The organism is Pseudomonas yamanorum, from assembly GCF_900105735.1.
Lineage (GTDB): Bacteria > Pseudomonadota > Gammaproteobacteria > Pseudomonadales > Pseudomonadaceae > Aquipseudomonas > Aquipseudomonas yamanorum.
On sequence record NZ_LT629793.1, the window covers coordinates 6,111,699 to 6,137,338 of the forward strand.

Sequence of the window (25,640 nt, forward strand, 5' to 3'; positions counted from 1 at the left end):
GGTATGTATGGGGGGATGCAGTACCATCAGTTGCGCGTTCAATCCCAAGAGTCGGTCTATCAAGCGGTAAGGTTGCGGCTATTAGAGTTTTCTGCGAACGAGGCTAATCTTTGCAGACGTCAGTGCCAGCATTTCGTTCAAGCGCCTGGCGGCAAGCTGATCAGCGCCACTTGCAGAGCCGCCCGATCATTATTGAGAGGCCTGCACTTTTGAGTTTCACCATCAATGTCCAGCGTGCTCCAGCGGACAGGATGGTACGGATGAACATGACGAAAAGGTGTATCAAGCATGTCAACTGAATCGAAATGCCCTTTCAACCACGCTGCGGGTGGCGGCACCACGAACCGAGACTGGTGGCCCCAGCAACTGAATCTGAAGATCCTGCATCAGCATTCCTCCCTCAGCGACCCCATGGGTGAGGGGTTCGATTACGCCAAGGCGTTCAAGAGTCTTGACTTCGAAGCGGTCAAGCAGGACTTGCGCGATGTCATGACGCAATCCCAGGACTGGTGGCCTGCGGACTTTGGCCATTACGGCCCGCTGTTCATTCGCATGGCCTGGCACAGCGCCGGGACTTACCGTACCGCTGACGGTCGTGGCGGTGCCGGTACCGGTCAGCAGCGCTTTGCACCGCTCAACAGCTGGCCTGACAACGTCAGCCTGGATAAGGCGCGTCGCCTGATCTGGCCGGTCAAGCAAAAGTACGGCCGCCAGATTTCCTGGGCCGATCTGATCGTCCTCACCGGTAACGTTGCGCTGGAGTCCATGGGCTTCAAGACCTTCGGGTTCTCTGGCGGTCGCCCGGATGTCTGGGAACCGGACGAAGACGTTTACTGGGGGGCCGAGACCACTTGGCTGGGGGGAGAAGAGCGTTACGGCGTGCAAAAGAAAATGCAGCAGCCGGGCGATGGTACGTTGGTGGCCGAGCCGCAGAACCATGGCAACGAAGAAAGCCGCACCGGGAGCGGCGAGCGCAATCTGGAAAACCCTCTCGCCGCTGTACAGATGGGCCTGATCTACGTGAACCCGGAAGGGCCGGAAGGGGTTCCGGACCCGGTTGCCTCGGCGAAGGATATCCGTGAAACCTTCGGCCGCATGGCGATGAATGATGAAGAGACCGTTGCACTGATTGCCGGCGGTCACGCCTTCGGCAAGACCCACGGCGCAGGCCCGGCGGATAACGTCGGCCCGGAACCGGAAGCGGCTGGCCTGGAAGAGCAGGGGCTGGGCTGGAAAAACAGCTTCGGCAGCGGCAAGGGCGGTGACACCATCACCAGCGGGCTGGAAGTGACCTGGACCTCGACGCCGACGAAATGGAGCAATGAGTACCTCGAAAACCTCTTTGGCTTTGAATGGGAGCTGACCAGAAGCCCGGCGGGAGCGCATCAGTGGACACCGAAGAACGGTGCCGGCGCCGGCAAGGTTCCGGATGCCCATGACGCTGGCAAGCGGCATGCGCCGAGCATGCTGACCTCGGACCTGGCGCTGCGTTTCGATCCGGCGTACGAACAGATTTCCCGACGTTTTCTGGCCAACCCCGACCAACTGGCCGACGCCTTCGCCCGTGCCTGGTTCAAGCTTACCCATCGAGACATGGGCCCGCTTGCGCGTTATCTCGGCCCGGAAACCCCCGCGGAAGAGTTGCTGTGGCAGGACCCGATTCCTGCGCTCGATCATCCACTGGTGGATGAGCAGGATGTGGCGGCGCTCAAGCAAAAGATTCTCGCCGCGGGGCTGACGGCCTCGCAGCTGGTTTCGACGGCATGGGCAGCGGCGTCCACCTTCCGCGGCTCCGATAAACGCGGGGGAGCCAATGGCGGGCGCCTGCGCCTGGCTCCGCAGAAGGACTGGGCGGTCAACCAGCCTGAGCAACTGTCAGGCGTATTGAAGCATCTCGAGGCTATTCAGGGCGACTTCAACGCCGCGCAGGCGGGAGGCAAAAGGATATCCCTGGCCGACCTGATCGTGCTGGCGGGCAGCGTGGGAGTTGAGTTGGCGGCAAAAAATGCCGGCCGTCAGACCACGGTGCCTTTCACGGCAGGGCGCACGGATGCTTCCCAGGAGCAGACGGATGTCGAGTCGTTCGGCTTCCTTGAACCGGTCGCCGACGGCTTTCGCAACTACCAGAAGGGGCACTACAAGGTGTCGGCGGAAGCGCTGCTGGTCGACAAGGCACAACTGCTGACATTGACCGCACCCGAAATGACGGTGCTGTTGGGCGGGCTGCGGGTCTTGGGTATCAATGTCGGGGAAAGCAAGCACGGGGTGTTCACCGAGCACCCGGGAACCCTGAGCAATGACTTCTTCAGGAACCTGCTGGACATGGGCGTAGAATGGAAGCCAGTCACCGGCACCCACGATACCTTTGAGGCGCATGACCGCAAGACCGGTGCCGTCAAGTGGACTGGCACCCGGGTCGACCTGGTGTTCGGTTCGCATGCCCAGTTGAGGGCGCTGTCCGAAGTCTATGGCAGTGCCGACGCCGAGGAGAAGTTCGTCGAAGACTTCGTGTCGGCCTGGACCAAGGTGATGAATCTGGATCGCTTCGAACTGGCCTGACACCAGCGCCTTACTTGTACAGGCCCACGCTGTGGGCCTGTTCGCTAGCGGCCTTGGTTTATCCAGGCTTCCAGATCCGCTGCGCTCATAGGCTTTGCTATCAGATAGCCCTGCGCCTCGGAACACCCCCACTGTATTAAAAGATCCAGGATCTCTTCATTTTCTACGCCTTCGGCAACGACGCGGTAGCCGAGCCCCTTCGCCAGGCCTATCAGGGTTTTAACCAGTTGCTTGTCATTTTGATTGGTGCCCAGTCCGCTGATCAGTGATTGATCAAGCTTGACGGTAGTGGCCGGAAGCTCTTTCAAATACGCCCAGTTACTGTAGCCAGTGCCGAAATCATCAACGGCAACCTCTACGCCAAACTTACGAACCCGTTCCAACTGCCGAATGACTTCTTCAGGATTGGTCATCAGCATGCTTTCGGTAAACTCAAGTTCAAAGCTGGCCGGGTCCAGGCCGTGCGTTTGAATTTCATGAATCATCGCGTCTACGAACTCGGAACTTTCGAGATCGCTGACAGTGATATTCATCGCTATCCGCAGGCGCACACCTTGCGCTTTCCAGACAAGCGTTTGCCGGATGATTGCGTTGAGCACCCATAGTCCCACGGAGGGTATCAGGGCAGTTTTTTCAGCCAAGGGGATGAATTCAGCAGGGCTGATGGGGCCAAGCAACGGATGGGTCCATCGCAACAAAGCCTCTACCGAATCACACTTTCCCGAGGGCAGTTTGATTTTGGGCTGATACACCAGGCTGAACTGTTGGTCGGAGCTGACCGCCTCCGGCAACGAACTCAACAACATGAACGCGCGTTGTTGAGCGGCATCAAACTGAGGTTCATAAAGAGACCATCCCAGCTTGCGGTCACGCGCCTCATCTGCCGCGCTGACCAGCAGGCGCAGCCAGTCTTGCTGCCCTGCGCCACGAATGGGCAGGACGCCAATTCCCACTTGCATGAGTATGGGGATGCCGTGGCATTCAACCGGCTTTTTGAAGTCCGTCAGAATACTTGTGCAGATGTGCTCGGTGGTTTGTTCCTCCTCAAGGAGGAAGCCAAACCGGGTCGGGCTTATTTTGTAAAGCAGGCACCGCGCGGGTAAGAGTGTTTGCAGGCGAGATTTGATCGCCAGGACCAAGTCTCCGGCAAAGCTATACCCCAGGGCCTTTACGATATCGTTGAGGAACTTTGGCGAGATAATGTCAACGGCATACACCTGGCACCGGGTTTTAAGCTTCACCGCTTGACGGATATCTTCCTCAAGCCTGAGTCGATTAAACAGCCCCGTGGGTTGGTCTATAAAGTTGCGAGACCGCATGCCCTGTATGCGCATCATCACAAGTTCCGCGAAGCCGTTGAGCATGGCACTGTCACGCTCGTTCATGGGAGGGCGGGAGACGGTGTCAATGATGCAGAGACTTCCCAGTGTAAAACCATCCTCCGTAATCAACGGCGCGCCCGCGTAATAACGAATATGCGGTGGCCCTGTTACCAGGGGGTTGTGTTTGAAACGGGCATCCAGCGTGGCGTCCAGCACCTCCAACAGGGAATTGTCCAGCGTGGAGTAGGCGCAAAAAGAGACTTCTCGTGGTGTCTGCGTTTCTGTAAGCCCCACGCGTGCCTTGAACCATTGCCGGTGTTTATCGACAATTGAAATCAGTGCGATGGGGGCGTTGAAGTAGGCAGACGCCATCTCGACGATTTTTTCAAAGACATCATCGTAGTCGCTGTCGGGTGGACAAAATTTCGCGACCTCTTTTAGCCGTTCAACTTCATTCGGCGGAATAGGAGCGCCTTCGCCCATGACAATCCTCAGAGTGGCTGTGTTCGTACAACAAAGTATCAGACAGTGCCATCATTATGATGTTGTTTTTTCTATTCAACAGATAGCTCAAACGTATGCATCCGGGCGCCCTCTCCCGGAAAACCTGCCCCCGGGGCATCGTGGTGCCAGGCATTTCCCCCGCGTCTAGTGCACCAGGGGGGCTGCCTTGATGGCCATGTACTCATCCTTGACCGCCTCAAACCCATATTTATCTTCAAGCCGTTTGACGATGAAGTGCCCCCGCGCCATGTCCTGATAGAAATGGGTGAACAGCGTATTGATGGTCGCCCCGGTAAAGGCGCCCATCACAGGAACGGCCTGCGCTGCGAACTTGCTGGAAATGGTAAAGCCAAACTGGGTCGCGACCTTGTCGATCAGGATCGCCAGCCATTTGCCGGCTTGCCCCGGGGACAAGGTGCTGATGGCCTTGGAACCCTGCTTGGCGGCGATTCCCGCCAGTTCTTTCGACAGTTGCTGCATGGCCTGGGTGGTGAAGCTGCGGGTCATGTAATAACCCGTCTCCGTTGCATCGTCGACCTGGCTGTTGCCGCCCATGGCAAACACCTCAATACACGCCTGCTTGGTCGCAAAGTCCCCCAGGTCAAAACCTTCGCTGCGCGCCACATCGGCGACCGCGCGCATCATGATGGTGGTGGAGATCGGCAGCTCGACAAACAGCGCCGCAAAACCGAAGGCTCCGCCGATCGCGCCCGAGGTCGCTGCGAAGGCCTTGTGCAGCCGGGTCGAGGCTGGCTTTTTCGGGCTGTTCTCCAGGCTCTTCAGCGCCGCGCCGGCGGAGGAGTGCAGCGCCGCCGCCACGGCGCCATTGATCCTTTTTGAAACCACCCCCGGCAAAGCCTTCACCGCACTTTCAATGGGGGAGCCGATCATGCCGGACAGCCTGGCAGTCAGGGAGGGTGACTCGAGCAAGCCGACGGCCCGCTTGAGATCCTGGTAGTCCTCGGGGTTGTCTCTGATGCTCACAGGCGTCTCCATGAAGTTTTTCCGGTTCTCATAAAACAAAGACCCGCAAGAAAGGCCATCGTGCCGTCACGCTTTACCCATTCTTTACCTGTGCGTGTGCTGCGTTCGCCAGCGGGTCGGTTACGCTGCCATTCATCTTGAACTGAATGACGGTATGCATCGAATGAGCCTTCAACCGCGGTACTGGCTGGCGGTGGGCGCCCTGGTGGGCAGCCTGGGATTGATCGCAGGGTGTGCGGGCGATCCGCCAAACCCGCGAGCCGCTTTCAGCGAGCGGGTCGATAAGGAATTGAGTACCGCTTATCAACCGTCCCACTACGACACGGCCGGCTGGGACGCGACCTGGCAAGTCGATCAGCAATCGGTGAATGTGGCGTGGTTGGCGCCGGTGACCCAGGAGCGTGTGCCGCTGATTATCTACTTGCCGGGGTTGGGAGAGTCGGCCTCGGGCGGCGTGGCGTGGCGCAAGGCTTGGGCGCAGGCCGGTTATGCGGTGCTGTCGGTTCAGGAGCACGCCCATGACCAGTCGATCTTCGCCTCGCAGCAGGCGCAATATGGCGATTTTCGCGGGATGGCGAGCAGTCATTATTCCGACGTCGCACTGCGCGACAGGCTGTCCACCTTGCAGAAAGTCCTGACTGAGGTTCGGGCACGGGCCGCCAAGGGCGATACACAACTGGCAGCCATCGATTGGAACCAGGTGGTGGTGGCCGGCTTTGATTTTGGCGCGCAGACCGCCGAGGCGCTCGCCGGGGCGCTGGAGCCTGGCGCTGCGTCGGGCGTTGCGGTTCAGCCCAAGGCAGTGCTGCTGCTCAGCCCTTATGTGGACGCCGATGCTCGGCCAGACAGGTATGCCCGGATATCGGCGCCCGTGCTGTCGATGACCGGTCAACAGGATGAAGACCCATTCAACTGGGTCAGTTCCTATCGCCAGCGGGAAGTATTGGGTGAGTCGGTGAGGGTAGCCGGGAGTGTCCGCTTGGACCTGAACAGTGCGACGCACAAGACGTTGGCGGGCAGTGAGTTATTCAACCGGCCGGCGAAAAAGGCCGATAAAGGCAGTGATTCGTCCGGCGATGCGCCCAAAGGTCGAGGGCACAAGCACGGCGCCAAACCTGGCGGCGGTAGCCAGATGGCGGGCGAACCGGCGCCGGATCCCAAGCAAGTCGCGGCGATCCAGGCCATTGGCGTGGCGTTTCTGGACAGCAGGGTCAAACACAATCCTGCGGCCACTGACTGGCTGCACAAAGGCGCACCTGCTTGGCTGGGTGAGGCCGGGCGGTTGAAGTAGGTGCGTGTGCCTACTGCATTTTTTTGCCAGGCTCGCGCGGGCCGCGGTGGATTCGCTACTATGGGGTTCACCCGAACCCACCCGCCGTACCCGTTGGAGCCTTGAATGCCAAGCCAGAAGGACATCACCGCCGAGAGCGGCGCACCGATGATTCCTGATCAGCGCCGTGAGCTGATACTGCGTCAGTTGCGCAAGCATCAAGTGCTGAGTGTTCATCAGTTGATGGAGATGTTCGACTGCTCCCACATGACCGTGCGGCGCGACATTGCATTGCTGGAGCAGGAAGGCCGGGCGTATTCGGTCACCGGTGGGGTGCGCATTGCCAGCCAGCTTCACAGCGAGCCGAGCCATCAGCTCAAGGCCGTGGTGGAGTTGCCGCAGAAGCAGGCCATGGCCAAGCTTGCCGCGCGCTTGCTGCGTGCGGACATGACGGTCTACCTGGACGCAGGCACCAGCACGCTGGAGATCGTGCCTTACATCAAGGCACTCGCCGGCATGACGGTGGTGACCAACGACTTCGGCGTGGTGCAGGCACTGATGGACGCCCCGCAAGTGACGGTGATTCACACGGGCGGGCAGTTGGATCACTCCAACCATTCGTGTGTGGGCGGGCTTGCGGTGGCCACCCTGCGCCAAGTGGTCACCGACATCGCCTTTATCTCTACCAGTTCCTGGGACCTGCGACGCGGGATAACCACGCCTTCGGCGTTGAAGGTGGAGGTCAAGCAGGTTGCCATGCAGTCGGCGTCGCAAGTGGTGCTGGTGGCCAGCAGTTCCAAGTACGGCACCTTCAGCATGTACAAGATCGCCGGGCTGGAGCAGTTCGATATCGTCATCAGTGACGCCGCGCTGGCGCCCGCCGCAGCGGACGGCATACGCAAGCAAGGGGTCGAACTGATGTTGCCGTCCGACCTCACGCCCGCCTGACGCACCTTTTCGGTCTGCTGCGAGCGGCGCGCAGGGGAGGGTAGCGTTGGCTTAGCGTGCCTTCCAGTCCCGCAACCATTGCAGGCCGGCCGAGGTGTCGCCCCGTGGTCGGTATTCGCAGCCTATCCAGCCGTCATACCCCAGTTCATCGATCAGCTCGAACAGGTAAGGGTAATTCAGCTCCCCGAGATCCGGTTCATGCCGATCAGGCACGCCGGCAATCTGGATATGGCCGATGCCGCCCATGTCACGATGCAGCTTGACGGCCAGGTCGCCCTCGACGATCTGGCAGTGATAACAGTCGAACTGGACCTTCAGGTTGCTGGCGCCGACCTCCTTGCAGATGGCCTGTGCCTGATCCTGGCGGTTGAGGAAAAACCCTGGCATGTCTCGGGTGTTGATCGGTTCCAGCAGCACGGTAACGCCGGCCTGCGCCGCTTGGCCGGCAGCGTAGGCGAGGTTTTCCAGGTACACGCCATGGTGCCGCGCGCGGTCGCTTTCCGACGCCAGCAAGCCGGCCATTACATGGATGCGGGTATTGCCCAGCATGGCGGCGTACTCCAGCGCCCGGTCGAAACCGGCGCGAAACTCGTCCTCGCGACCCGGCAAGGTCGCGATGCCGCGCTCGCCCGCCGCCCAATCACCCGGCGGCGCGTTGAACAGGGCTTGCACCAGGCCGTTGTCGTTCAGGCGTTGTCGCAGTTCCTGCGGGCTGTACTCATAGGGAAACAGATACTCCACCGCCTCGAATCCGTCGGCGGCGGCCGCGGCGAAGCGCTCCAGGAACGGGTGTTCGGGGTAGAGCATGCTCAGGTTGGCAGCAAAGCGAGGCATGGAAACTCCTTCAGACAAAAGGCCAGATCAACAGGGTGACAAGGAAACCCAGGGTACCCAGCAGGGTGGTGATCACCGTCCAGGTGCGCAGGCCGTCAGCCACGTTGAGGCCGGCCAGTTTAGTGAAAATCCAGTAGCCGGCATCGTTGATGTGCGACATCGCCAGCCCGCCACCGCCCATGGCCAGGCACAGCAGGGCCATATGGTTGGGCGTCAGGTTGAGCGTGGCAATCAACGGGCTGATGATACCCGCTGTGGTCACCAGCGCCACGGTGGTCGAACCCTGTACCGCGCGCAACAGCATGGTCAGCAAAAAGCCCAGTGCCAGCACCGGCAGCCCGGTGGTGCGCAGCAAGTCGGAGACCACCGCACCGATCCCGGTGTCCACCAGCACCTTGCCGAACACGCCGCCGGCACCGGCGATCAGGATCACCATGGCCACGCCGGGCAATGCCGAGCCGATCACATCGGACACCTGGGTACGGCTCCAGCCGCGACGGGAGCCCAGCAGCCAGGCACACAGTAAGGTGTCGAGCAGCAGTGCCACCAACGGGGCTCCGAGGACGGTCATGACCGCCCGCAACGTCGACTCGATGGGCAGCAGCGACGTCGCCAGGGTGCCCAGCAGAATCAGGATGATGGGCAACAGGATCAGGCTGACGATCAGCCCGAAACCCGGCGCCGGAGCGGGCGGCAGCTTGGCAACGAGACTGCTGGTGGACTCTTCGAGGCCCATGTGCGCGACGGCGCCAGCCCCCTGTTCGACGTTCTGGGCGTTGCCGTTATGCCAGGCGCGCAGGTCATCGTTGGTCACGTGGGGGCCGTAGACCTCTGCACGGATATCATCAGACATCGGGTAAAAACGCCGGGTCATGCGTCCGGCCACGCGGTAGCCGACGTAGCACAGGAAGGCCGTGAGCGGCAGCCCGAACATCAGTACCCGGCCCAGGTCGGCGCCCAGTTGGCTGGCGGCCGCCACGGCACCGGGATGCGGAGGCAGGAAGGCGTGCACCGTGAGCAGCGCCGCGCACATCGGCAAGGCAAACATCAGCAGCGGTTTGCGCGCCCGGCGGGCAACGCCATAGGCCAGCGGCATCAGGATGATCACCCCCACTTCGAAGAACACCGGCACACCGATGATGAAGCCGGCCACCGTCAACGCCAGCGGCGTGCGTCGGTTACCGAAGCGTTCGATCAGGGTTTTCGCCAGCGCCTCGGCGCCGCCGGACAACTCGATGATGCGACCGATCATGGCGCCCAGGGCGATGATGATTGCGATGTGGCCGAGAGTCTTGCCCATCCCACCTTCGATGGTGGCGACCAGGTCGGCCGGTTTCACCCCGGCGACCAACGCCACCAGGATGCTCACCAGCATCAGCGCCACAAACGGCTGGAATTTGTACTTGAGCACCAGGAACAGCAGGAGTGCGATCCCAAGGCCGGCGGTTGCCATCAGAATAAGCGGGCTCATAGCATCCACCCTGCGCATTGAACGTGCGAAAGGTGAGTGCCACTGTAAGGGTCAACACTGCAGTAGGGCTTGATCATGCTGGAATGTCCTGTTGTTTTTATTGTTCAGGCACGTGCTCGCGACAGCGTGGCTGCCTCGGGTCGCGAAGGCGTGCATCAAGGGGGTTGCGGGTAAAACCGGTGACCTACCACTGGGCGCCGAACGTCTCCCGCAGTTCGTCCAGTGCGGCCTGGTCCAGTGGCGCCGGTCGCGGGTTGCTCATCAGCCAAAGCCGTGCGGTTTCTTCGAGTTCTTCCAGGGCATAACTGGCCTTGGACACGGAGCTTTCCCAGACCACCGGCCCCAGGCGTTCGAGCATCACACCGCGTACGCGGTTGGCCAGTTGCGCCACCTGCTCGGCGACATTGGGGGCGCCAGGGCGTTGATAGTTGATCAATGGGATATGACCCACTTTCATCACCTGATACGGCGTCAGTGGCGGCAGAATGTCGTCCTGGCTCCACACCCCGGCCAGGGTCAGGGCCACCAGGTGGGTGGAATGGGTATGCACCACGCCACCCACGCCAGGGTTGCGATCGTAAACCTGGCGATGCAGGGCCAGGGTTTTCGACGGCTTGTCGCCCGACACCCATTTGCCCGCCAGATCGACCTTGGCAATGGCCGCAGGGTCCAGGCGCCCAAGGCAGGCGTCGGTGGGGGTGATCAGCCAGCCATCATCGAGCCGGGCGCTGATGTTGCCGGCGCTGCCCACGGTAAACCCGCGCTGATAAAGGCTGTGCCCAACCGTGCAAATCTCCTCGCGCAGTGCGTTCTCGCGGCTCATTGCGCACCTCCGGCCAATTGCTTCAGGGCCTTGTCGAAAAAGTCCCGGCCGCCGAAGTTGCCGGACTTGAGGGCCAGCGCCAGCGGCTCGGCGGTGTTGCTCACGGTGGCCGGCACCCCGGGGTCGATCTGCGCGCCAATCTGCAACAGCTGTACGCCGAGAGCCTTGACCACCGCACCGGAGGTTTCACCACCGGCGACAACGAAGCGCCGCACACCGCTCTCGCGAAGGGCCTGGGCGATGGCGCCCAAGGCGTTCTCCACCAGCTCGCCCGCATGCTCGACCCCCAGTTGCTGCTGGACCGCCTTGACGTCGTCCGGAGTACTGGTGGCGTAGATCAACACGGTGTGTGGCTGGTTGCGTGCAAAAGCCACGGCGTTTGCCACCACCGGTTCACCGGCCGCCAGGGCCAGTGGGTCGATGCGCAGCGCTGGCCGCCCGGCCTCGATCCACGCGGCAACCTGGCCGTTGGTGGCGATCGACGCACTGCCGGCCAACACCACTTCGCCGCCTTCCACCGTTGGCAGTGATGCCGGGTCGAAGTCGCGCAGCTTGCCGGCACGACGGAAGTTTTCTGGAAGCCCCAGGGCCAGGCCCGAGCCCCCCGTCAACAGCGGCAAGTCGGCGCAGGCAGCGCCGAGGGTATAAAGGTCCTGGTCGGACAGCGCATCGGCAACCGCCATGCCCACACCTTGGGCGCGCAGTTCGGCGATTTTCTCGCGAACCTGCGCAACGCCCTGGGCGATGCTGTCGTAGCGCAGCAGGCCAACCTTGCAGGAGGTTTGCGACTGCAGCACACGGACCAGATTGGCATCGGTCATGGGGGTCAGCGGATGGTGCTGCATGCCCGACTCGTTGAGTAACTGGTCTTGCACGAACAAATGGCCACGGAAGATCGTCCGGCCGTTTTCCGGAAATGCCGGGCAGGCGAGGGTGAAGTCACTGCCCAGCGCCTTGAGCAGCGCTTCGCTGACCTGGCCGATATTGCCGGCGGACGTCGAGTCGAACGTGGAGCAGTACTTGAAGAAAATCTGCTCGCAACCCTCTGCGCGCAGCCATTCCAGGGCGGCCAGGGAGTCGGCGATGGCGTCGGCAACCGGCAGGGTGCGGGATTTCAGGGCAATAACGATCGCATCGGCGTCCAGCCCGGCGGCGACTTCGTCGCTCGGGATGCCAATGCTCTGCACCGTACGCATTCCGCCGCGCACCAGCATATTGGCGAGGTCGGTGGCCCCGGTGAAATCGTCGGCGATGCAGCCCAGCAATGGGCGTGCGGCAGGTCGGTTCATGGAGCGGTCCTTATACGGAGTCAGGCTTGGCGGTCGGGAGTTCTATGCCCGGGAAAATCTTGATCACCGCCGAATCGTCCTCACGCCCGAAACCGGCGCTGGAGGCTTGCATGAACATTTGGTGCGCGGTGGCCGACAGCGGCAGCGGAAACTTGCTGGCCCGTGCGGTATCCAGCACCAGGCCCAGGTCCTTGACGAAAATATCCACGGCGGACAACGGGGTGTAATCAGCCTTGAGAATGTGCGGTACGCGGTTCTCGAACATCCAGGAGTTGCCGGCGCTGTGGGTGATCACCTCGTACAAGGCATCGGCGTCGACCCCTTCGCGCAGCCCCAGCGCCATCGCTTCGGCGGAGGCGGCAATGTGCACGCCCGCCAGCAACTGGTTGATGATCTTGACCTTGGAGCCCAGGCCATGCACGTCGCCCAGTCGATAAACCTTGCCTGCCATACCCGCGAGCACCGCATCCGCCTTGGCATAGGCTTCGGCCGGGCCGGAAGTCATCATGGTCATTTCGCCGGCCGCGGCCTTGGCGGCACCGCCGGAGATCGGTGCGTCCAGGTACAGCAACCCGGCGTCTGCCAGGCGCTTGCCCAGCTCCACGGCATAGGTTGGCGCCACCGTGGCACAGCCAATCACCAGGCTTCCCGGGCGCAATGCGGCCGCCGCCGAGAGTTCACCAAACAGGACGGTCTCGGTCTGTTCGGCATTCACCACCACGGTGATGATCACATCGCATTCACCCGCCATCTGTGCCGGTGAACTGCAGGCTACGCCGCCTTCGCTGGCGAACTGTTGTGTGACGGTTTCACGCACATCACAGGCATGCACATTGAAACCATTGCGCAGCAACGAGCGGGCAATGCCCAGGCCCATCGCGCCAAGTCCAATAACACCGACGTTCTTATTATTCATGAGGGTTCCTGTTTTGTGGTCAGGGGGTGAGACATGTTGGGCTGATAATCCACCAGTGATCGGATTATGTGAAGTTATTTTTTCAAATAACATATTTTAACATTGATGATGTGAGCGTCCCGCAGGCCTCGTGGTGCAAGGAAAAGAGCACTAAATTGACGTCAAATAAAAAGCCGGCGGGGCCGTGTTTAGTTCCGTAACTGACAGCCGATAGCGCCTTTAGAGTCCATTGCTCTGAAGGGGTACGTCATGTTCAATAAAACGCTGAAAACAGAACTGGCGGCCAGGACGGCCGACGTTGCAGGGTACAAAGGATTGATGGCTGCGCTTGAGCGCTCGATGGCCGTGGTCGAGTTCGACTTGAACGGCAAGGTGCTTCGCGCCAACGATAACTTCTTGCAGGCGTTGGGATATCGCCCGGATGAATTGAGTGCAAAGTCACATCGGGACTTTTGCTTGCCTGCATTGACGAACAGCGCGGCGTACGGCGAATTCTGGGCCGCGCTTCGGGCCGGCAAATTCGTTTCCGGCACCTTTCAGAGGGTCAATAAAGACGGGCAGACGGTCTGGGTGGAGGCCAGTTATAACCCGGTGCTGGACGAACGTGGCCAGGTGTTGAAGGTCGTCAAGTACGCGCTTGTCGTCACCGACAAAGTGGCCCAGGAGGCCGCCACCCGCAGCAAGCTTGCGGCGCTGGACCGGGCCATGGCGGTGATCGAGTTCGACCTGAGCGGCAATGTGCTGGTCGCCAACGAAAACTTTCTGAATGTGATGGGTTATGGGTTGGCGGAACTCAAGGGCAAGCATCACCGGATGTTTTGCGAACCCGGCCTGGTGAACAGCGATGAGTACACCGACTTCTGGCGTCGCCTGAATGCGGGCGAGTTTTTCAGCGGGCAATTTAAACGCCTGGGCAAGCACGGCCGCGTCGTGTGGCTGGAGGCAAGCTATAACCCGGTGTATGACGCCGACGGCAAGTTGACCAAGATCGTCAAGTTCGCCAGTGACATCACCGAGCGGGTCGAGAAATTCGAGGCCGACTCCCGTGGCGCTTCCCGGGCTTACCATATTTCTGCCGAGACCGAGAAGTTTGCCGAGCAGGGCACTCAGGTCATTCAAGAGACCGCCAGTGAGATGCGTCGGATTGCCGAAAACATCGGGGCGTCTGCGCGACTGGTGGGGCAACTGGGCGATCGCTCCGAGCAGATCACCGCCATCGTCAATACCATTCGCGGGATTGCTGACCAGACCAACCTGCTGGCGCTCAATGCCGCCATCGAGGCCGCCCGCGCCGGGGATCAAGGGCGGGGGTTTGCCGTCGTCGCCGACGAGGTGAGGCAATTGGCGGGGCGCACCAGCCGCTCTACGGCGGAAATCGCCGAGATGATCAGCAAGATTCTCGCCGAGACACGGGACGCGGTCGTCAGCATGAATGCCACTCAGGAAGGGGCGCAGCGCGGCGTCACGTTGGCCGATCAAGCCGGTTCGGTGATTTTGCAGATTCGCAATGGCACCAGCGATGCGGTCGAGGCGGTGAGCATGTTCGCTTCCAAGCTCGATGAATCCGAAGTGATTCCAAAGACCGCCATCAGTTGGGTGGGGTAGAGCCTCAAGCTGCGCCTAGGGAATAGAAAAAGCGCCACTCGTTGAGTGGCGCTTTTTTTGCCCGCGCTGTAAGCGGTTCAGGCATTACCCTCAGCGAAATGCCTAGAACTTGAAGCGCCCCACCAGGCCCTTGAGCTGACCGGAAATATCCGTCAACCGCCCGGACCCGGTCTGTGCCGAATGCGCAAAGCCTTCCACCAACTGCGCGTCGGCATGGATCTGCGCGATGTGCCGGTTGATCTCTTCAGCCACCTGGTGCTGTTCCTCGGCGGCCGTGGCGATCTGGGTGTTCTGGTCGCGAATCGAGTCGACGGAGCCACGGATCTTGTCGAAGCTGTCGCGGGCCTGCTGGATACGTTCCACGCTGGTGTGGGACACCAGCAGGCTGCCCTGCATCTGCTGGGTGACTTCCTGGGTGCGGCGGGCGAGGTTGCCCAGCAGGCTGTCGATTTCGCCGGTGGAGTCGGCGGTGCGTCGCGCCAGGGCCCGCACCTCGTCAGCGACCACGGCGAACCCACGGCCCTGGTCACCGGCACGTGCGGCTTCGATGGCGGCATTGAGCGCCAGCAGGTTGGTCTGTTCGGCAATCGAGCGGATGGTGTCGAGGATGGTGTTGATGTTTTTGCTGTCCTGCTCCAGTTGCTGCATCGTCTGGGTGGAGCGCTGCAGGTCTTCGCTGAGCTTGAGCACGCTGCCGGTGGCTTCGCCGATATGCTGCTGGCCGTCGTGTACATCGCGGTAGCCTTCGTCGGCACTCGATGCGGCGGCACTGCAGGAGCGGGCGACTTCGTTGGCGGTCGCCACCATTTCGTTGAAGGCGGTGCTGACCAGCTCCACGGCTTCACGTTGGCGGCCTGCCGCCTGGTTCATGTTATGGGCGACGTCGCGGGTGTCGGCGGCGGCGGCTTGCAGGTCGGAAGAGGCATTGCCGATGCGTTGCACCAACTGGGCGATCATGCTCAGGAACTGGTTGAACCAGCCCGCCAGGCTGGCGGTTTCGTCCTTGCCCTGCACCTTGAGCTGGCGGGTGAGGTCGCCTTCACCTTCGGCAATCTCTTGCAGGCCGTCGGCCACCCCGCGAATCGGGCGCACGATCACGCTGGCAAAGCTGGCGCCGACAATCGCGAACACCACGGCCAGTGCGGCGGCGATGGCGGCGATCAGCCAAGTCAGGCGAGTGGCGCCGGCCATCACTTCGTCGCGCTTGATCAGGCCGATAAAACGCCAGCCCAGGTCTTTGGAACTGACCACGTTGGCCATGTAGGTCACACCCTCGATGTCGACCTGGGTCACGCCGTCGCCGCGCTTGGCCAGCTCGGCATAATCAGGGCCCAAGTCGGCCATCGGTTTGAAGTTGTGCTTGGCGTCGCTGGGGTCTACCAGCACGTTGCCGTTGGCTTCCACCAGCATCAGGTAGCCGCTGTCGCCGAGCTTAATGTTGCGCACCAGTTCGGTGAGTTGCTTGAGTGACACGTCCAGGCCGACGACGCCGAGGATCTTGCCCGTGTCGTCGGCGACGGTGTGCACGGTGCCGATCAGCGACACATCGTCTGGCGCCCAATAGTAGGCGCCGGTACGCACGGTCTTGCCTGGCGCGGCGATGGCCGCCTGGTACCAGGGGCGCACGCGCGGGTCGTAGTTGTTCAGTTTGGTGTCGTCAGGCCAACTGGCGTAACCGCCGTCGCTCAGTCCCAGGGACAGGTAAGCGGTGCTGGGATGGCTTTTGGCGAACTGATCGAAAATCCCTAGCAGGTCTTTGTTGGTCGCAGTCAGCGGGATTTGCGCAGCGTCGGCGCCGGCATAACTCTTGAGGTCCTTGGCCGCGACAACGCGCGGGTCCTTGGCTACGTATTCGACGTTCTGGCTGATGCCGTCGAAAAATTGCTTCATGCCGTTGTCGATCTGACGGATCTCGCGGCCGCTGCTGTCGAGGAAATTGGCCATGGCCCCCTCGCGCACATTCAGCACCACCAGAATGGCCACCAGGATGACTGGCAGACACGCGATGGCCGCAAAGGCCCAGGTCAGCTTCTGCTTGATATTCATGACTTCACCTGCGGGTATTTATAGTTTTGGCAAGGAGAAAACAGTTGGGTCGAACGTCGCATGTATTGTTTTGACGGCGGGTGTGGCCATGCGTACCCCCTGTGTATCGACTGCGGGGGCACGCACTTGAGGCCGAAGGCGCGGTTTAACGGTGGGGGCTGGTGGTCTCAGCCCTCGAACACCGCGGCATCAGACGTCGCTGCTAAACGTGATGTATAAGTTTCTCAAACGTCATCAACCATCTTTTTACGGCGTGATACGCTAGCCTTACTTTTGAATTGGCACTGGTCGTTCCCGCGTATACGGCGACAGTGAGGAGTGAACATGTCGAAAATTTCCCACCATGATCTACGGCGCTCGTTTCGCGAGCTGCTGGCCTCCCAACACTGCTTTCACACCGCCTCGGTGTTTGACCCGATGTCTGCCAGGATTGCGGCTGACCTGGGCTTCGAAGTCGGCATCCTGGGTGGCTCGGTGGCGTCGCTGCAGGTTCTGGCTGCGCCGGACTTCGCGCTGATTACCCTGAGTGAGTTCGTCGAGCAGGCCACCCGCATCGGCCGGGTGGCGCAGCTTCCGGTGATCGCCGACGCCGACCACGGCTACGGCAACGCCCTCAACGTGATGCGCACCGTCCAGGAACTGGAGCGTGCGGGCGTTTCAGCGCTGACCATTGAAGATACCTTGCTGCCCGCGCAGTTCGGGCGCAAATCCACCGACCTCATCAGCACGGAAGAGGGCGTGGGCAAGGTCAAGGCAGCCCTGGAGGCGCGGGTCGATCCGCAGCTTTCGATCATCGCGCGGACCAACGCCGCCGTGCTGCCGGTGGAAGACGTCATCCATCGCACCAAGGCGTATCAAGAAGCCGGTGCAGACGGCATCTGCATGGTGGGTGTCCGTGACTTCGACCACCTTGAACAGATCGCCGAAGGCCTGACGGTCCCGTTGATGCTGGTGACCTACGCCAACCCGAACCTCAATGACAACGAGCGCCTGGCCAAGCTGGGTGTGCGGATTGTGGTGGCCGGCCACGGCGCCTACTTCGCTTCGATCAAGGCCACCTACGACAGCCTTCGCGAACAGCGCAATCTCACGCGCAGCACGTCGAACCTGACCGCCAGCGAACTGACCCACACCTATACGTTCCCCGACACCTACGTGAGCTGGGCCAAAGAGTTCATGGATGTTCAAGAGTGACATGACCCAGCAGGAGCGAGCTTGCTCGCTCCTGCAGAAGCTCTAAGCTAATTCCATAAAATTATTTATTTTATTTTTTATAGAACAATATCATCTAACTGAGTTGACCCTTGGAGAGCCGGAGTCCGCGCTGCTCAAGTCTTATCCGCTCAGGAATCTATAAAAATGAACACGCTGAAACTGGCCCGCAACCTCCTCTCGGCCATGGGCCTCGCTGTCCTCTCCCTAAGCGCTCAATCCGCTGACCTCACCATCGGCTACATCAACGGCATCGACCCGATCAAACGCGCCATCGCCGATGGTGAATATGAAAAAGGTATCGGCCAGAAGATCGATTGGCGCAAATTCGACGCGGGCCCGGCCGTCCTGGCCGCCATGGCTTCCGGTGATGTGCAGATCGGCAACCTGGGTTCCAGCCCATTGGCTGCGGCGGCTTCGCGAAACATGCCGCTGGTGGCGTTCATTGTCAGCGCGCAGATTCGCAGTTCCGAGGCCCTGGTGGTTCGCGACGGCAGCGGGATCAAGACCCCTGATGACCTGATCGGCAAAACCATTGCCGTGCCCTTTGTGTCGACCTCCCATTACAGCCTGCTGGGCGCGCTGAAGCACTGGAACCTGGACCCGCGCAAAGTCAACATCGTCAACCTGACACCGGCACAAATCACCGCCGCCTGGGCCCGTGGCGATATCGACGGGGCGTTTACCTGGTCGCCTGCCCTGGGTGAAATCCGTAAGACCGGCCAGATCCTCACGGATGCTGCCGAAGTTTCCAACTGGGGCGCCCCGACCTTTGAGGTGTGGGTAGCGCGCAAGGATTTCGCTGAAAAGAATCCGAAGGTCGTTGCCGATTTTGCCAAGGTCAGCCTGGCGGCGATTGCCGATTACGCCGCGCATAAAAAAGACTGGACCGCTGAATCTGCCCCCGTGAAGAGCATCGCCCGGCTCACAGGCGCCAACGCTGCGGACATTCCCGAGCTGCTCGAAGGCTCATCGTTCCCGACGGCCGTCGAACAAAAAAGCGCGCAATACCTCGCCGGTGGCACCGCTAGGGAAATCGGCAAGACCGCCGAATTTCTGAAAGAGCAGGGAAAAATCGAAAAGGTCCTGCCTGACTATTCCGCCTTCGTCAGCGACAAGTTCATCGGAGAATAATCATGGGCCTGACGCTTCATCCCCTTGGCCCTACCATCGGCGCCGAGGTTGAGGGGCTGGATATGTCCCTGCCTCTGACGGATCAAAAACACGACTGGGTGGAGCAAGCACTGCTGCAGCACCAGGTGTTGTTCTTCCGTAACCAGGCCATTACCCCCGGGCAGCACGTGGCATTTGCCGCGCGGTTTGGTGATTTGCACCGGCATCCGATTTACCCGCATGTTGACCGGCACCCGGAACTACTGTTGATCGACACCGCCGTGACCGATGTCCGCGACAACGCCATTTGGCACACCGATGTAACCTTCCTCGCCGCACCGGCGATGGGCTCCGTGTTGGCGGCCAGGCAAGTGCCTGCGTTCGGCGGGGATACATTGTGGGCCAATGGCGTGGCTGCGTTTGAAGCGTTATCGGCCCCCGTCAGGCAACTGCTAGACGGCCTGACCGCTACCCACGAATTGACCAAATCATTTCCCACCGAGCGCTTCGGCAGCACGCCCGAAGCATTGGCGCGCTATGAAAAAGCCCGGAAGGATCACCCGCCGCTGTCGCACCCGGTGGTCAGGACGCATCCTGCCACCGGGCGCAAGGCGTTGTTTGTGAATGAAGGTTTTACCACGCGGATCAATGAGCTTGAGGCGGCGGAAAGTGATGCGTTGCTGCGGTTATTGTTCAGCCACGTGAGCCGCCCGGAATTCACCGTGCGTTGGCGATGGAAGGCGAATGATGTAGCGTTCTGGGATAACCGCATTACCCAGCATTACGCGATTGATGATTACCGACCGCAAAGGCGGGTGATGCACCGCGCGACGATGTTGGGTGACGTGCCTTTTTGATGGAGGATCGGTCGATGGACTTGCCCTTGGTGATCAACCCTGACGACTATCTGGAAACCGAGTTCGGCAGGGAATTCACGCCTGAACGAAATCGACAGGCATGGCAGCTCGCGTATGCGCGGTTGAGGCACGAGCTGTCACAGGCGGCAAAGGGCACTCATGTGTACGTGGTCATGGGCGTGCAGGGCGCCGGCAAGTCTCGCTGGGTGGAGGAAAACCTTGAGCGATTGGGGCACGGGGCAATCGTCTTCGATGCTGCTTTGCCTGCGCGGCGTCATCGGGAGGAGCTGCTGTCCATCGCGAGGGACTATGCAGTCCCGGTGATCGGCATCCTGGTGAGCGCACCGCTGGAGCTGGCGCTGGCGCGAAATGCCCAACGCAATGCTGACAAAAAGGTGCCGGAGGACGCGCTGAAAAGCGTGTTCAGCATGCTCGAGCCACCCAGTGAAGACGAAGGATTCGTCTGGGTGCAAACCATTGAACAACAGGCGCCGCTACCCACAACCCTGCAAACTGCCCGGATGAGCTTGGTTGCGCCCGACGTGGCGCTCGCTGAAAAACTCGCCGATGCCTTGAACGCCAGCTACGCGCTGCACCGCCGGTTTCTCGTATGGAGCAAGCCGCACTGGACGCTGGAGGACACGCAGGAAAGCCTGCAGCGCGCGGCAAAAGACTTCGATGCACCTGTTGGGGAGAAAAGGTATTTCCTGTTATCTCGCGACGATCCTCAGGCATTGGTGGGCTGTATCGGTCTGCTGCCGCTGGCCGATGAGATTCACAGCTTCGAAGTTGGCTATTGGGGCAATCAGGCTCACGCCGGTCATGGGCTGATGAGGGAGGCATTGACTGCTCTGGTTTTGCAGTTGAGCGGGCACACACTGCGTCTGACCACTTCTTCGGCGAACCTATCCAGCCAACGACTGGCTGAGGCGGCGGGATTTGAATGGGTGGAAACCCTTCAAGGCGCGCGGCGCTGCGAGTACTTCGGCGTACGCGATACCCTGGTTTACCGCCGGGCCGCACGCTGACCCTAAAGGTACTCACACTCCCCACGCAGCAGCGAAAGCTGAACCAGGTCTTGATGAGCTCCGTTCCAGTAACCCGCCTGCCTCAACGTTCCTTCACGCACGAACCCGGCTTTCTCAAGCAGGTTCAGTGACCGGGCGTTGTCAGGATGAACCAGCGCTTCGATCCTGTTGAGTTCCATGTGCTGGAACGCCCATCGAAGGGCGGCGTAAACCGCCTCCTTCATGAGCCCCTGTCCCTGCGCCGATTGCGCCATCTCAAACCCGATGGCGCAACTGCGCCACGTACGATTCCATTTGAAGAAACCACAGGTGCCGATCAGCGCTGCCGTGGCTATGTCCTCAATCCCCCAGCGAATCCCTGGATTGGGTGAAGTGCGCCAACTGGCAAACAGCTCGATCAGTTGCTCCGCTTGATGAGGCTCGGTGATTGGGTCGGCACCGAACCACTTCATTGCTTCAGCGTCGCTATGAATCGCAAACAACCCCACCGCATCCTCCTGTGTAAGTTCTCTGAGGGTCAGGCGTTCGGTTTTGAGAGTCGGAAAATCGGACACTGCGGGCGTCACCTTTTAGAAAAACGATTCGCTAAGGTGTGTCGTGCGGAATAAAAAATCAATCTGTTCAGTGGTGACGCAAGGCGTCACGGGATACGAGCACACTCTCCTGATCAACTGAGATAACTGATATCAACTGTGGGAGCTGTCGAGCCCCAGCGAGGCTGCGATGCAGGCGCCGCGGTCTGGCAGGTACGGCGCGGTGATCCCATCGCAGCCTCGCTGGGGCTCTACAGCTCCCACATTGGTCTGAGCGGTCACTCCTCGCGCTTCACCACCAACGTCAAGATGTCATAACTGGCCACCAGCTCACCCAGCTGGTTGGTCACCTCCACATCCCACGCCACCACGCCCTGCGGAATGCCCTGCGGGCTCTTCTTGCCCTGGTCGATCTTGCGCTTGCAGGTCAGCCGCGCCTGGATGGTGTCGCCAATGCCCACCGGGTTGATAAACCGCAGGGTGTCCAGCCCGTAGTTCGCCAGCACCGGCCCCGGTGCCGGGGACACAAACAGCCCGGCCGCCGCCGACAGCACAAAGTAACCATGGGCGATGCGCTTGCCGAATTGCGACTCCTTGGCGGCGATGTCGTCGAAGTGCATGTAGAAGTGATCGCCCGACAGGCAGCCGAAGTTCACCAGGTCGGCCTCGGTGACGGTGCGCCGGTGGGTCAGCAGCGATTCGCCAATCTGCAGGTCCTGGAAGAAGCGGCGGAACGGGTGCACTTCGGTCTCGATGACCTTGGCGCCGCGTACGTACTCGCCGGTGACCGCCGCCAGCATGGTCGGTGAGCCCTGTACGGCTGCGCGTTGCAGGTAGTGTTTCACGGCGCGCAAGCCGCCGAGTTCTTCGCCGCCACCGGCACGGCCCGGGCCGCCGTGTTTGAGTTGCGGCAGGGGCGAGCCGTGGCCGGTGGATTCGGCGGCGGATTCACGGTCGAGCACCAGCAGGCGGCCGTGCCACGCGGCAGCCACCGGGACGGCTTTGGCAGCGATCTGCGGGTCTTTGGTGATCAGGCTCGCGACGAGGCTGCCTTTACCGCGTGCGGCCAGGGCCAGGGCTTCGTCGAGGTCGTCGTAGGCCATCAGCGTGCTGACCGGGCCGAAGGCCTCGATGTCGTGGGCGCCGCCTTCCGCATGCGGGTCGCGGGCTTGCAGCAGGGTCGGGGCGAAGAACGCGCCCTGGCTGACGTTTTCACCGCGGGGTTCAAAGCCGTCGCGGGCGCCGAACAGCATATCGCTGCTCTGCAGCAGGCTTTCCAGGCGTTCGGCCACGTCTTTCTGCTGGTCGTGGGAGGCCAGCGCGCCCATGCGCACGCCTTCCACCGACGGGTCACCCACCACGACTTTTTTCAGGCGGTCCCGCAGGCGGGTGGCAACGGCGTCGATATGTTTGGCCGGCACGATGGCGCGGCGAATGGCGGTGCATTTCTGCCCGGCTTTGGTGGTCATTTCCCGGGCGACTTCCTTGATGAACAGCTCGAACTCTTCGTCGTCCGGGCTCACGTCCGGGGCGAGGATTGCGCAGTTCAGCGAGTCGGCCTCGGCGTTGAACGGCACCGAGTTGCGGATCAGGTTCGGGTTGACCCGCAGCTTGGCGGCGGTGTCGGCGGAGCCGGTGAAGGTCACCACGTCCTGGCCTTGCAGGCGGTCGAGCAGGTCGCCGGTGCTGCCGATCACCAGTTGCAGGCTGCCGGGTGGCAGCAGGCCGGATTCGTCCATCAGGCGCACCACGGCTTCGGTCAGGTAGCTGGTCGCGCTGGCCGGCTTGACGATGCATGGCATGCCCGCCAGGAAACTCGGGGCGAATTTTTCCAGCATGCCCCAGATCGGGAAGTTGAACGCGTTGATGTGCACCACCAGGCCGCCACGGGGTACCAGGATATGCGTGCCGGCGAAGCTGCCGAGCTTGCTCAACTGCATCGCCGGGCCTTCGTGGACGATATTGCCCGACGGCAATTCCCGCGAGCCCAGGCTGGCGTAGGTAAACAGCGTGCTGTTGCCGCCTTCGATATCGATCCAGCTGTCGGCACGGGTTGCGCCGCTGTGGTGGGAAAGGGCGTAGAGCTGTTCCTTGCGCTCGCTCAGGTACAGCGCAATGGCCTTGAGGCGCTGGGCCCGTTGCTGGAAATCCAGGGCCATCAGCCCGCTGACCCCCTGGCGGCGCCCGTGCTCGATGGCTTCGGCGAAGTCCGGGCGCTCTTCGTGAGTGCGTGCCAGCTCGTGGCCGTCAATGGCGCTGCGCAGCACCTGGGCGCCGTGGTGGCCGATCCAGCGGCCAGCGATAAAACTTTGCAGGGTAGGGGCGTGAGGCATCACGATTCCTCCGGGTTGGAAAATGAGAGTTAGTGTTTGCTGGCGCCTGCGGCACCAATGCCGGTCATGGAGCGAATGAACTGCGCCAGGTAACGCCCGCGCTCAACGGCGGCGCGGGGCGAGCGGTCGGTGACGGAAAAGACCCAGGCGCTGAAAAACGCCAGGCTCATGGAAAACAGGGCCGGGTTGGAATAAGGAAACAGCGCCTTGTCGTAATGCAGCACGTTGACCCACACCGCCGGGCTCAACACCAGCAGCACAATGGCCGAGACCAGTCCCGCCAGGCTGCCGGTCACCGCGCCACGGGTGGTCAGGCCCCTCCAGTACATCGAGAGGAACAGCACCGGGAAATTCACCGAGGCGGCGATCGCCAATACCAGGCCGGAAAGGAATGCAATGTTCTGCGACTCAAACAGCAGGCCGAGGATGATCGCCAGCACGCCGATGCACAGCGTGGCGATGCGCGACACGCGGATTTCCTGCTGCTCGCTGGCCTGGCCCTTGCGGATCACGCAGGCATACAGGTCGTGGGACACCGCCGACGCGCCGGACAATGCCAGCCCGGCGACCACGGCCAGGATGGTCGCGAAGGCCACCGCCGAAATGAATCCGAGGAACAGGTTGCCGCCCACAGCCTGTGCCAGGTGCACGGCGATCATGTTGCCGCCGCCGATGATCGCGCCGTTGGCATCCCGGAAGCTTGGGTCAGTACCCACCATCACGATAGCGCCGAAGCCGACGATGATCAGCAGCAGGTAGAAGTAGCCAATGAAACCGGTGGCGTAGAACACGCTCTTGCGCGCTTCCTTGGCGTCACTGACGGTAAAGAAGCGCATCAGGATATGCGGCAGCCCGGCGGTGCCGAACATCATGCCCAGCCCCAGGGAAATCGCATCGATCGGGTTCGACAGCAAGCCGCCCGGCGCCATGATCGCGCTGCCCTTGGCATGCACGGCGGTAGCACCGGCGAACATTGCCTCGGTGCTGAAGCCGAAATGCTTGAGCACCATGAAGGCCATGAAGGTGGTGCCGAACAGCAACATCACCGCTTTGATGATCTGCACCCAAGTGGTGGCGAGCATGCCGCCGAAGGTCACGTAGAACACCATCAGCACGCCCACCAGCATCACCGCGTACAGGTAGTCGATGCCGAACAGCAGCTCGATCAGCTTGCCGGCGCCGACCATCTGCGCCACCAGATACATCAGCGCCACGGTCAGGGTGCCGAAGGCCGAAGTCAGGCGCACCGGGGTCTGCTCCAGGCGGTAGGACACCACATCGGCAAACGTGTATTTGCCCAGGTTGCGCAGGCGCTCGGCGATCAGGAACAGGATGATCGGCCAGCCGGCCAACACGCCCAGGGCGTAGAGCAGGCCGTCATAGCCGTTGAGGAACATCATCGCCGAGATGCCGAGGAATGACGCTGCCGAGATCATGTCGCCGGCAATCGCCAGGCCATTCTGGAAGCCGCTCATGCCGCCGCCGGCAGTGTAGAAGTCACTGGCGGAACGGGTGCGCAGGGCGGCCCAGCGCGTGACGCCGAGGGTGAACAGCACGAACACCAGGAACATGCCGATGGCGTTCCAGTTCAGTGGCCGGGATGCGCCGTCGGCGGCGACTGCAAGGTCCGTGGCCAATGCCAGCGGCAGGAGAAACCACGCTACCAGCCGGCTCATGCTGTGCACTCCTGCTTGAGCTTGTCGTTCAGCGGGTCGATCACATGGTTGGCGCGGTACACATAAAAGCCGGTCAGCGCGAACGCCAGCAGCACAATCACCACACCCACCAGCATGCCCACGGTGGTCACGCCGCCGCTCAACGACTGCCCGAGGGTAGCCGGGGAGAACGCCACCAACAGCACAAACCCGAAATAGATCACCAGCATGATCAGTGACAGCGACCAGTACAGGTTCTGTTTGCGGCGTACCAACTGGATGAAATCGGGATGTCGACGGATGCGTTCGATATCGTCGGGGGTCATGGCGGTGTGCTC

At 61.4% G+C, this 25,640-nt stretch carries 18 protein-coding genes and 4 pseudogenes; 9 read left to right on the plus strand and 13 right to left on the minus strand.

The features are described 5' to 3' along the window. Positions 1-288: 288 nt before the first annotated feature. Entirely contained in the window at positions 289-2,559 is a 2,271-nt protein-coding gene (gene katG / locus BLU46_RS28525; protein WP_093208485.1) for a catalase/peroxidase HPI, read from the plus strand. A 44-nt stretch (positions 2,560-2,603) separates the two neighbouring features. Here katG and BLU46_RS28530 read toward each other — a convergent pair whose 3' ends face one another. Together BLU46_RS28530 and BLU46_RS28535 are read right to left on the minus strand one after the other, a co-directional pair. Beyond that, positions 2,604-4,364: a sensor domain-containing phosphodiesterase gene (locus BLU46_RS28530; protein WP_093208490.1), complete on the minus strand. Its 1,761-nt coding sequence runs from the start codon at positions 4,362-4,364 to the stop codon at positions 2,604-2,606. 165 nt (positions 4,365-4,529) lie between these two features. After that, positions 4,530-5,381, minus strand: a complete 852-nt coding sequence (locus tag BLU46_RS28535; protein ID WP_063028986.1) for an EcsC family protein — start codon at positions 5,379-5,381, stop codon at positions 4,530-4,532. A 151-nt stretch (positions 5,382-5,532) separates the two neighbouring features. Between BLU46_RS28535 and BLU46_RS28540 the strand changes: the two genes are divergently transcribed. Continuing rightward, the gene (locus BLU46_RS28540) at positions 5,533-6,660 is read left to right on the plus strand and encodes an alpha/beta hydrolase (RefSeq protein ID WP_093208494.1); all 1,128 of its coding nucleotides are present in this window, start codon (positions 5,533-5,535) and stop codon (positions 6,658-6,660) included. A gap of 105 nt (positions 6,661-6,765) precedes the next feature. Next, positions 6,766-7,587, plus strand: coding sequence for a DeoR/GlpR family DNA-binding transcription regulator (locus tag BLU46_RS28545; protein ID WP_063028990.1), 822 nt, complete (start codon positions 6,766-6,768; stop codon positions 7,585-7,587). Between the two features lie 51 nt (positions 7,588-7,638). Here the strand turns inward: BLU46_RS28545 and otnI are convergent, their stop codons facing one another. From otnI to ltnD, 5 genes are all read right to left on the minus strand, one after another. After that, positions 7,639-8,421: a 2-oxo-tetronate isomerase gene (gene otnI, locus BLU46_RS28550; RefSeq protein WP_093208498.1), complete on the minus strand. Its 783-nt coding sequence runs from the start codon at positions 8,419-8,421 to the stop codon at positions 7,639-7,641. Positions 8,422-8,431: 10 nt separating this feature from the next. Next, positions 8,432-9,892 carry a GntT/GntP/DsdX family permease gene (locus BLU46_RS28555; protein WP_093208504.1) on the minus strand — a complete coding sequence of 487 codons (1,461 nt, stop codon included), beginning with the start codon at positions 9,890-9,892 and terminating at the stop codon, positions 8,432-8,434. A 184-nt stretch (positions 9,893-10,076) separates the two neighbouring features. Beyond that, a complete protein-coding gene (gene otnC, locus BLU46_RS28560; RefSeq protein WP_017475391.1) occupies positions 10,077-10,715 on the minus strand; it encodes a 3-oxo-tetronate 4-phosphate decarboxylase in 639 nt (212 codons plus the stop codon). Further along, the gene (otnK, locus tag BLU46_RS28565) at positions 10,712-12,004 is read right to left on the minus strand and encodes a 3-oxo-tetronate kinase (protein WP_093208509.1); all 1,293 of its coding nucleotides are present in this window, start codon (positions 12,002-12,004) and stop codon (positions 10,712-10,714) included. The genes otnC and otnK overlap by 4 nt, the downstream gene beginning before the upstream one ends. 10 nt (positions 12,005-12,014) lie before the next feature. Further along, positions 12,015-13,013, minus strand: coding sequence for an L-threonate dehydrogenase (gene ltnD, locus BLU46_RS28570; RefSeq protein ID WP_269458715.1), 999 nt, complete (start codon positions 13,011-13,013; stop codon positions 12,015-12,017). Positions 13,014-13,238: 225 nt separating this feature from the next. Between ltnD and BLU46_RS33640 the strand changes: the two are divergent. Together BLU46_RS33640 and BLU46_RS33645 are read left to right on the plus strand one after the other, a co-directional pair. After that, positions 13,239-13,934, plus strand: a pseudogene (locus tag BLU46_RS33640) (PAS domain-containing protein); the annotation flags it as partial. A 117-nt stretch (positions 13,935-14,051) separates the two neighbouring features. Next, positions 14,052-14,525: pseudogene (locus tag BLU46_RS33645) on the plus strand (methyl-accepting chemotaxis protein); the annotation flags it as partial. A gap of 102 nt (positions 14,526-14,627) precedes the next feature. On the opposite strand, the pseudogene BLU46_RS33650 reads toward BLU46_RS33645, so the two are convergent. Together BLU46_RS33650 and BLU46_RS33655 are read right to left on the minus strand one after the other, a co-directional pair. Next, a pseudogene (locus tag BLU46_RS33650) lies at positions 14,628-15,170 on the minus strand (methyl-accepting chemotaxis protein); the annotation flags it as partial. A 321-nt stretch (positions 15,171-15,491) separates the two neighbouring features. Beyond that, positions 15,492-16,571, minus strand: a pseudogene (locus BLU46_RS33655) (HAMP domain-containing protein); the annotation flags it as partial. A gap of 324 nt (positions 16,572-16,895) precedes the next feature. On the opposite strand from BLU46_RS33655, the gene BLU46_RS28585 reads away from it, so the two are divergent. The 4 genes from BLU46_RS28585 (at position 16,896) to BLU46_RS28600 (ending at position 20,781) form a co-directional block, all read left to right on the plus strand. Further along, a complete protein-coding gene (locus BLU46_RS28585; RefSeq protein ID WP_017475386.1) occupies positions 16,896-17,765 on the plus strand; it encodes an isocitrate lyase/PEP mutase family protein in 870 nt (289 codons plus the stop codon). Between the two features lie 165 nt (positions 17,766-17,930). Then, positions 17,931-18,917 (plus strand): taurine ABC transporter substrate-binding protein, encoded by a 987-nt coding sequence (tauA, locus tag BLU46_RS28590; protein ID WP_093208521.1) that lies wholly within the window; start codon positions 17,931-17,933, stop codon positions 18,915-18,917. A gap of 2 nt (positions 18,918-18,919) precedes the next feature. Next, on the plus strand, positions 18,920-19,753 hold the full coding sequence (gene tauD, locus BLU46_RS28595) for a taurine dioxygenase (RefSeq protein ID WP_093208524.1): 834 nt from the start codon (positions 18,920-18,922) through the stop codon (positions 19,751-19,753). 14 nt (positions 19,754-19,767) lie between these two features. Beyond that, positions 19,768-20,781, plus strand: a complete 1,014-nt coding sequence (locus BLU46_RS28600) for a GNAT family N-acetyltransferase (protein ID WP_063029007.1) — start codon at positions 19,768-19,770, stop codon at positions 20,779-20,781. 2 nt (positions 20,782-20,783) lie between these two features. Here BLU46_RS28600 and BLU46_RS28605 read toward each other — a convergent pair whose 3' ends face one another. The 4 genes from BLU46_RS28605 to BLU46_RS28620 all read right to left on the minus strand — a co-directional run bounded on the left by BLU46_RS28605 (position 20,784) and on the right by BLU46_RS28620 (position 25,628). Next, positions 20,784-21,335, minus strand: a complete 552-nt coding sequence (locus BLU46_RS28605) for a GNAT family N-acetyltransferase (protein WP_093208527.1) — start codon at positions 21,333-21,335, stop codon at positions 20,784-20,786. A 257-nt stretch (positions 21,336-21,592) separates the two neighbouring features. Then, positions 21,593-23,647, minus strand: a complete 2,055-nt coding sequence (paaZ, locus tag BLU46_RS28610) for a phenylacetic acid degradation bifunctional protein PaaZ (protein ID WP_093208530.1) — start codon at positions 23,645-23,647, stop codon at positions 21,593-21,595. Positions 23,648-23,676: 29 nt separating this feature from the next. Continuing rightward, positions 23,677-25,323, minus strand: coding sequence for a cation acetate symporter (locus BLU46_RS28615; RefSeq protein WP_172834557.1), 1,647 nt, complete (start codon positions 25,321-25,323; stop codon positions 23,677-23,679). Continuing rightward, positions 25,320-25,628, minus strand: a complete 309-nt coding sequence (locus BLU46_RS28620) for a DUF485 domain-containing protein (RefSeq protein ID WP_003208907.1) — start codon at positions 25,626-25,628, stop codon at positions 25,320-25,322. The genes BLU46_RS28615 and BLU46_RS28620 overlap by 4 nt, the downstream gene beginning before the upstream one ends. Positions 25,629-25,640: the final 12 nt, after the last annotated feature.

Coding starts and splice junctions, on each gene's coding strand:
- otnC (WP_017475391.1), bottom strand. CDS start 10,715: ATGAGCCGCGAGAACGCACTGCGCGAGGAGATTTGCACGGTTGGGCAC.
- otnK (WP_093208509.1), bottom strand. CDS start 12,004: ATGAACCGACCTGCCGCACGCCCATTGCTGGGCTGCATCGCCGACGAT.
- BLU46_RS28545 (WP_063028990.1), top strand. CDS start 6,766: ATGCCAAGCCAGAAGGACATCACCGCCGAGAGCGGCGCACCGATGATT.
- BLU46_RS28555 (WP_093208504.1), bottom strand. CDS start 9,892: ATGAGCCCGCTTATTCTGATGGCAACCGCCGGCCTTGGGATCGCACTC.
- BLU46_RS28600 (WP_063029007.1), top strand. CDS start 19,768: ATGGACTTGCCCTTGGTGATCAACCCTGACGACTATCTGGAAACCGAG.
- tauA (WP_093208521.1), top strand. CDS start 17,931: ATGAACACGCTGAAACTGGCCCGCAACCTCCTCTCGGCCATGGGCCTC.
- otnI (WP_093208498.1), bottom strand. CDS start 8,421: ATGCCTCGCTTTGCTGCCAACCTGAGCATGCTCTACCCCGAACACCCG.
- tauD (WP_093208524.1), top strand. CDS start 18,920: ATGGGCCTGACGCTTCATCCCCTTGGCCCTACCATCGGCGCCGAGGTT.
- BLU46_RS28585 (WP_017475386.1), top strand. CDS start 16,896: ATGTCGAAAATTTCCCACCATGATCTACGGCGCTCGTTTCGCGAGCTG.
- katG (WP_093208485.1), top strand. CDS start 289: ATGTCAACTGAATCGAAATGCCCTTTCAACCACGCTGCGGGTGGCGGC.
- BLU46_RS28535 (WP_063028986.1), bottom strand. CDS start 5,381: ATGGAGACGCCTGTGAGCATCAGAGACAACCCCGAGGACTACCAGGAT.
- BLU46_RS28540 (WP_093208494.1), top strand. CDS start 5,533: ATGAGCCTTCAACCGCGGTACTGGCTGGCGGTGGGCGCCCTGGTGGGC.
- BLU46_RS28620 (WP_003208907.1), bottom strand. CDS start 25,628: ATGACCCCCGACGATATCGAACGCATCCGTCGACATCCCGATTTCATC.
- paaZ (WP_093208530.1), bottom strand. CDS start 23,647: ATGCCTCACGCCCCTACCCTGCAAAGTTTTATCGCTGGCCGCTGGATC.
- BLU46_RS28615 (WP_172834557.1), bottom strand. CDS start 25,323: ATGAGCCGGCTGGTAGCGTGGTTTCTCCTGCCGCTGGCATTGGCCACG.
- BLU46_RS28530 (WP_093208490.1), bottom strand. CDS start 4,364: ATGGGCGAAGGCGCTCCTATTCCGCCGAATGAAGTTGAACGGCTAAAA.
- ltnD (WP_269458715.1), bottom strand. CDS start 13,013: ATGTTATTTGAAAAAATAACTTCACATAATCCGATCACTGGTGGATTA.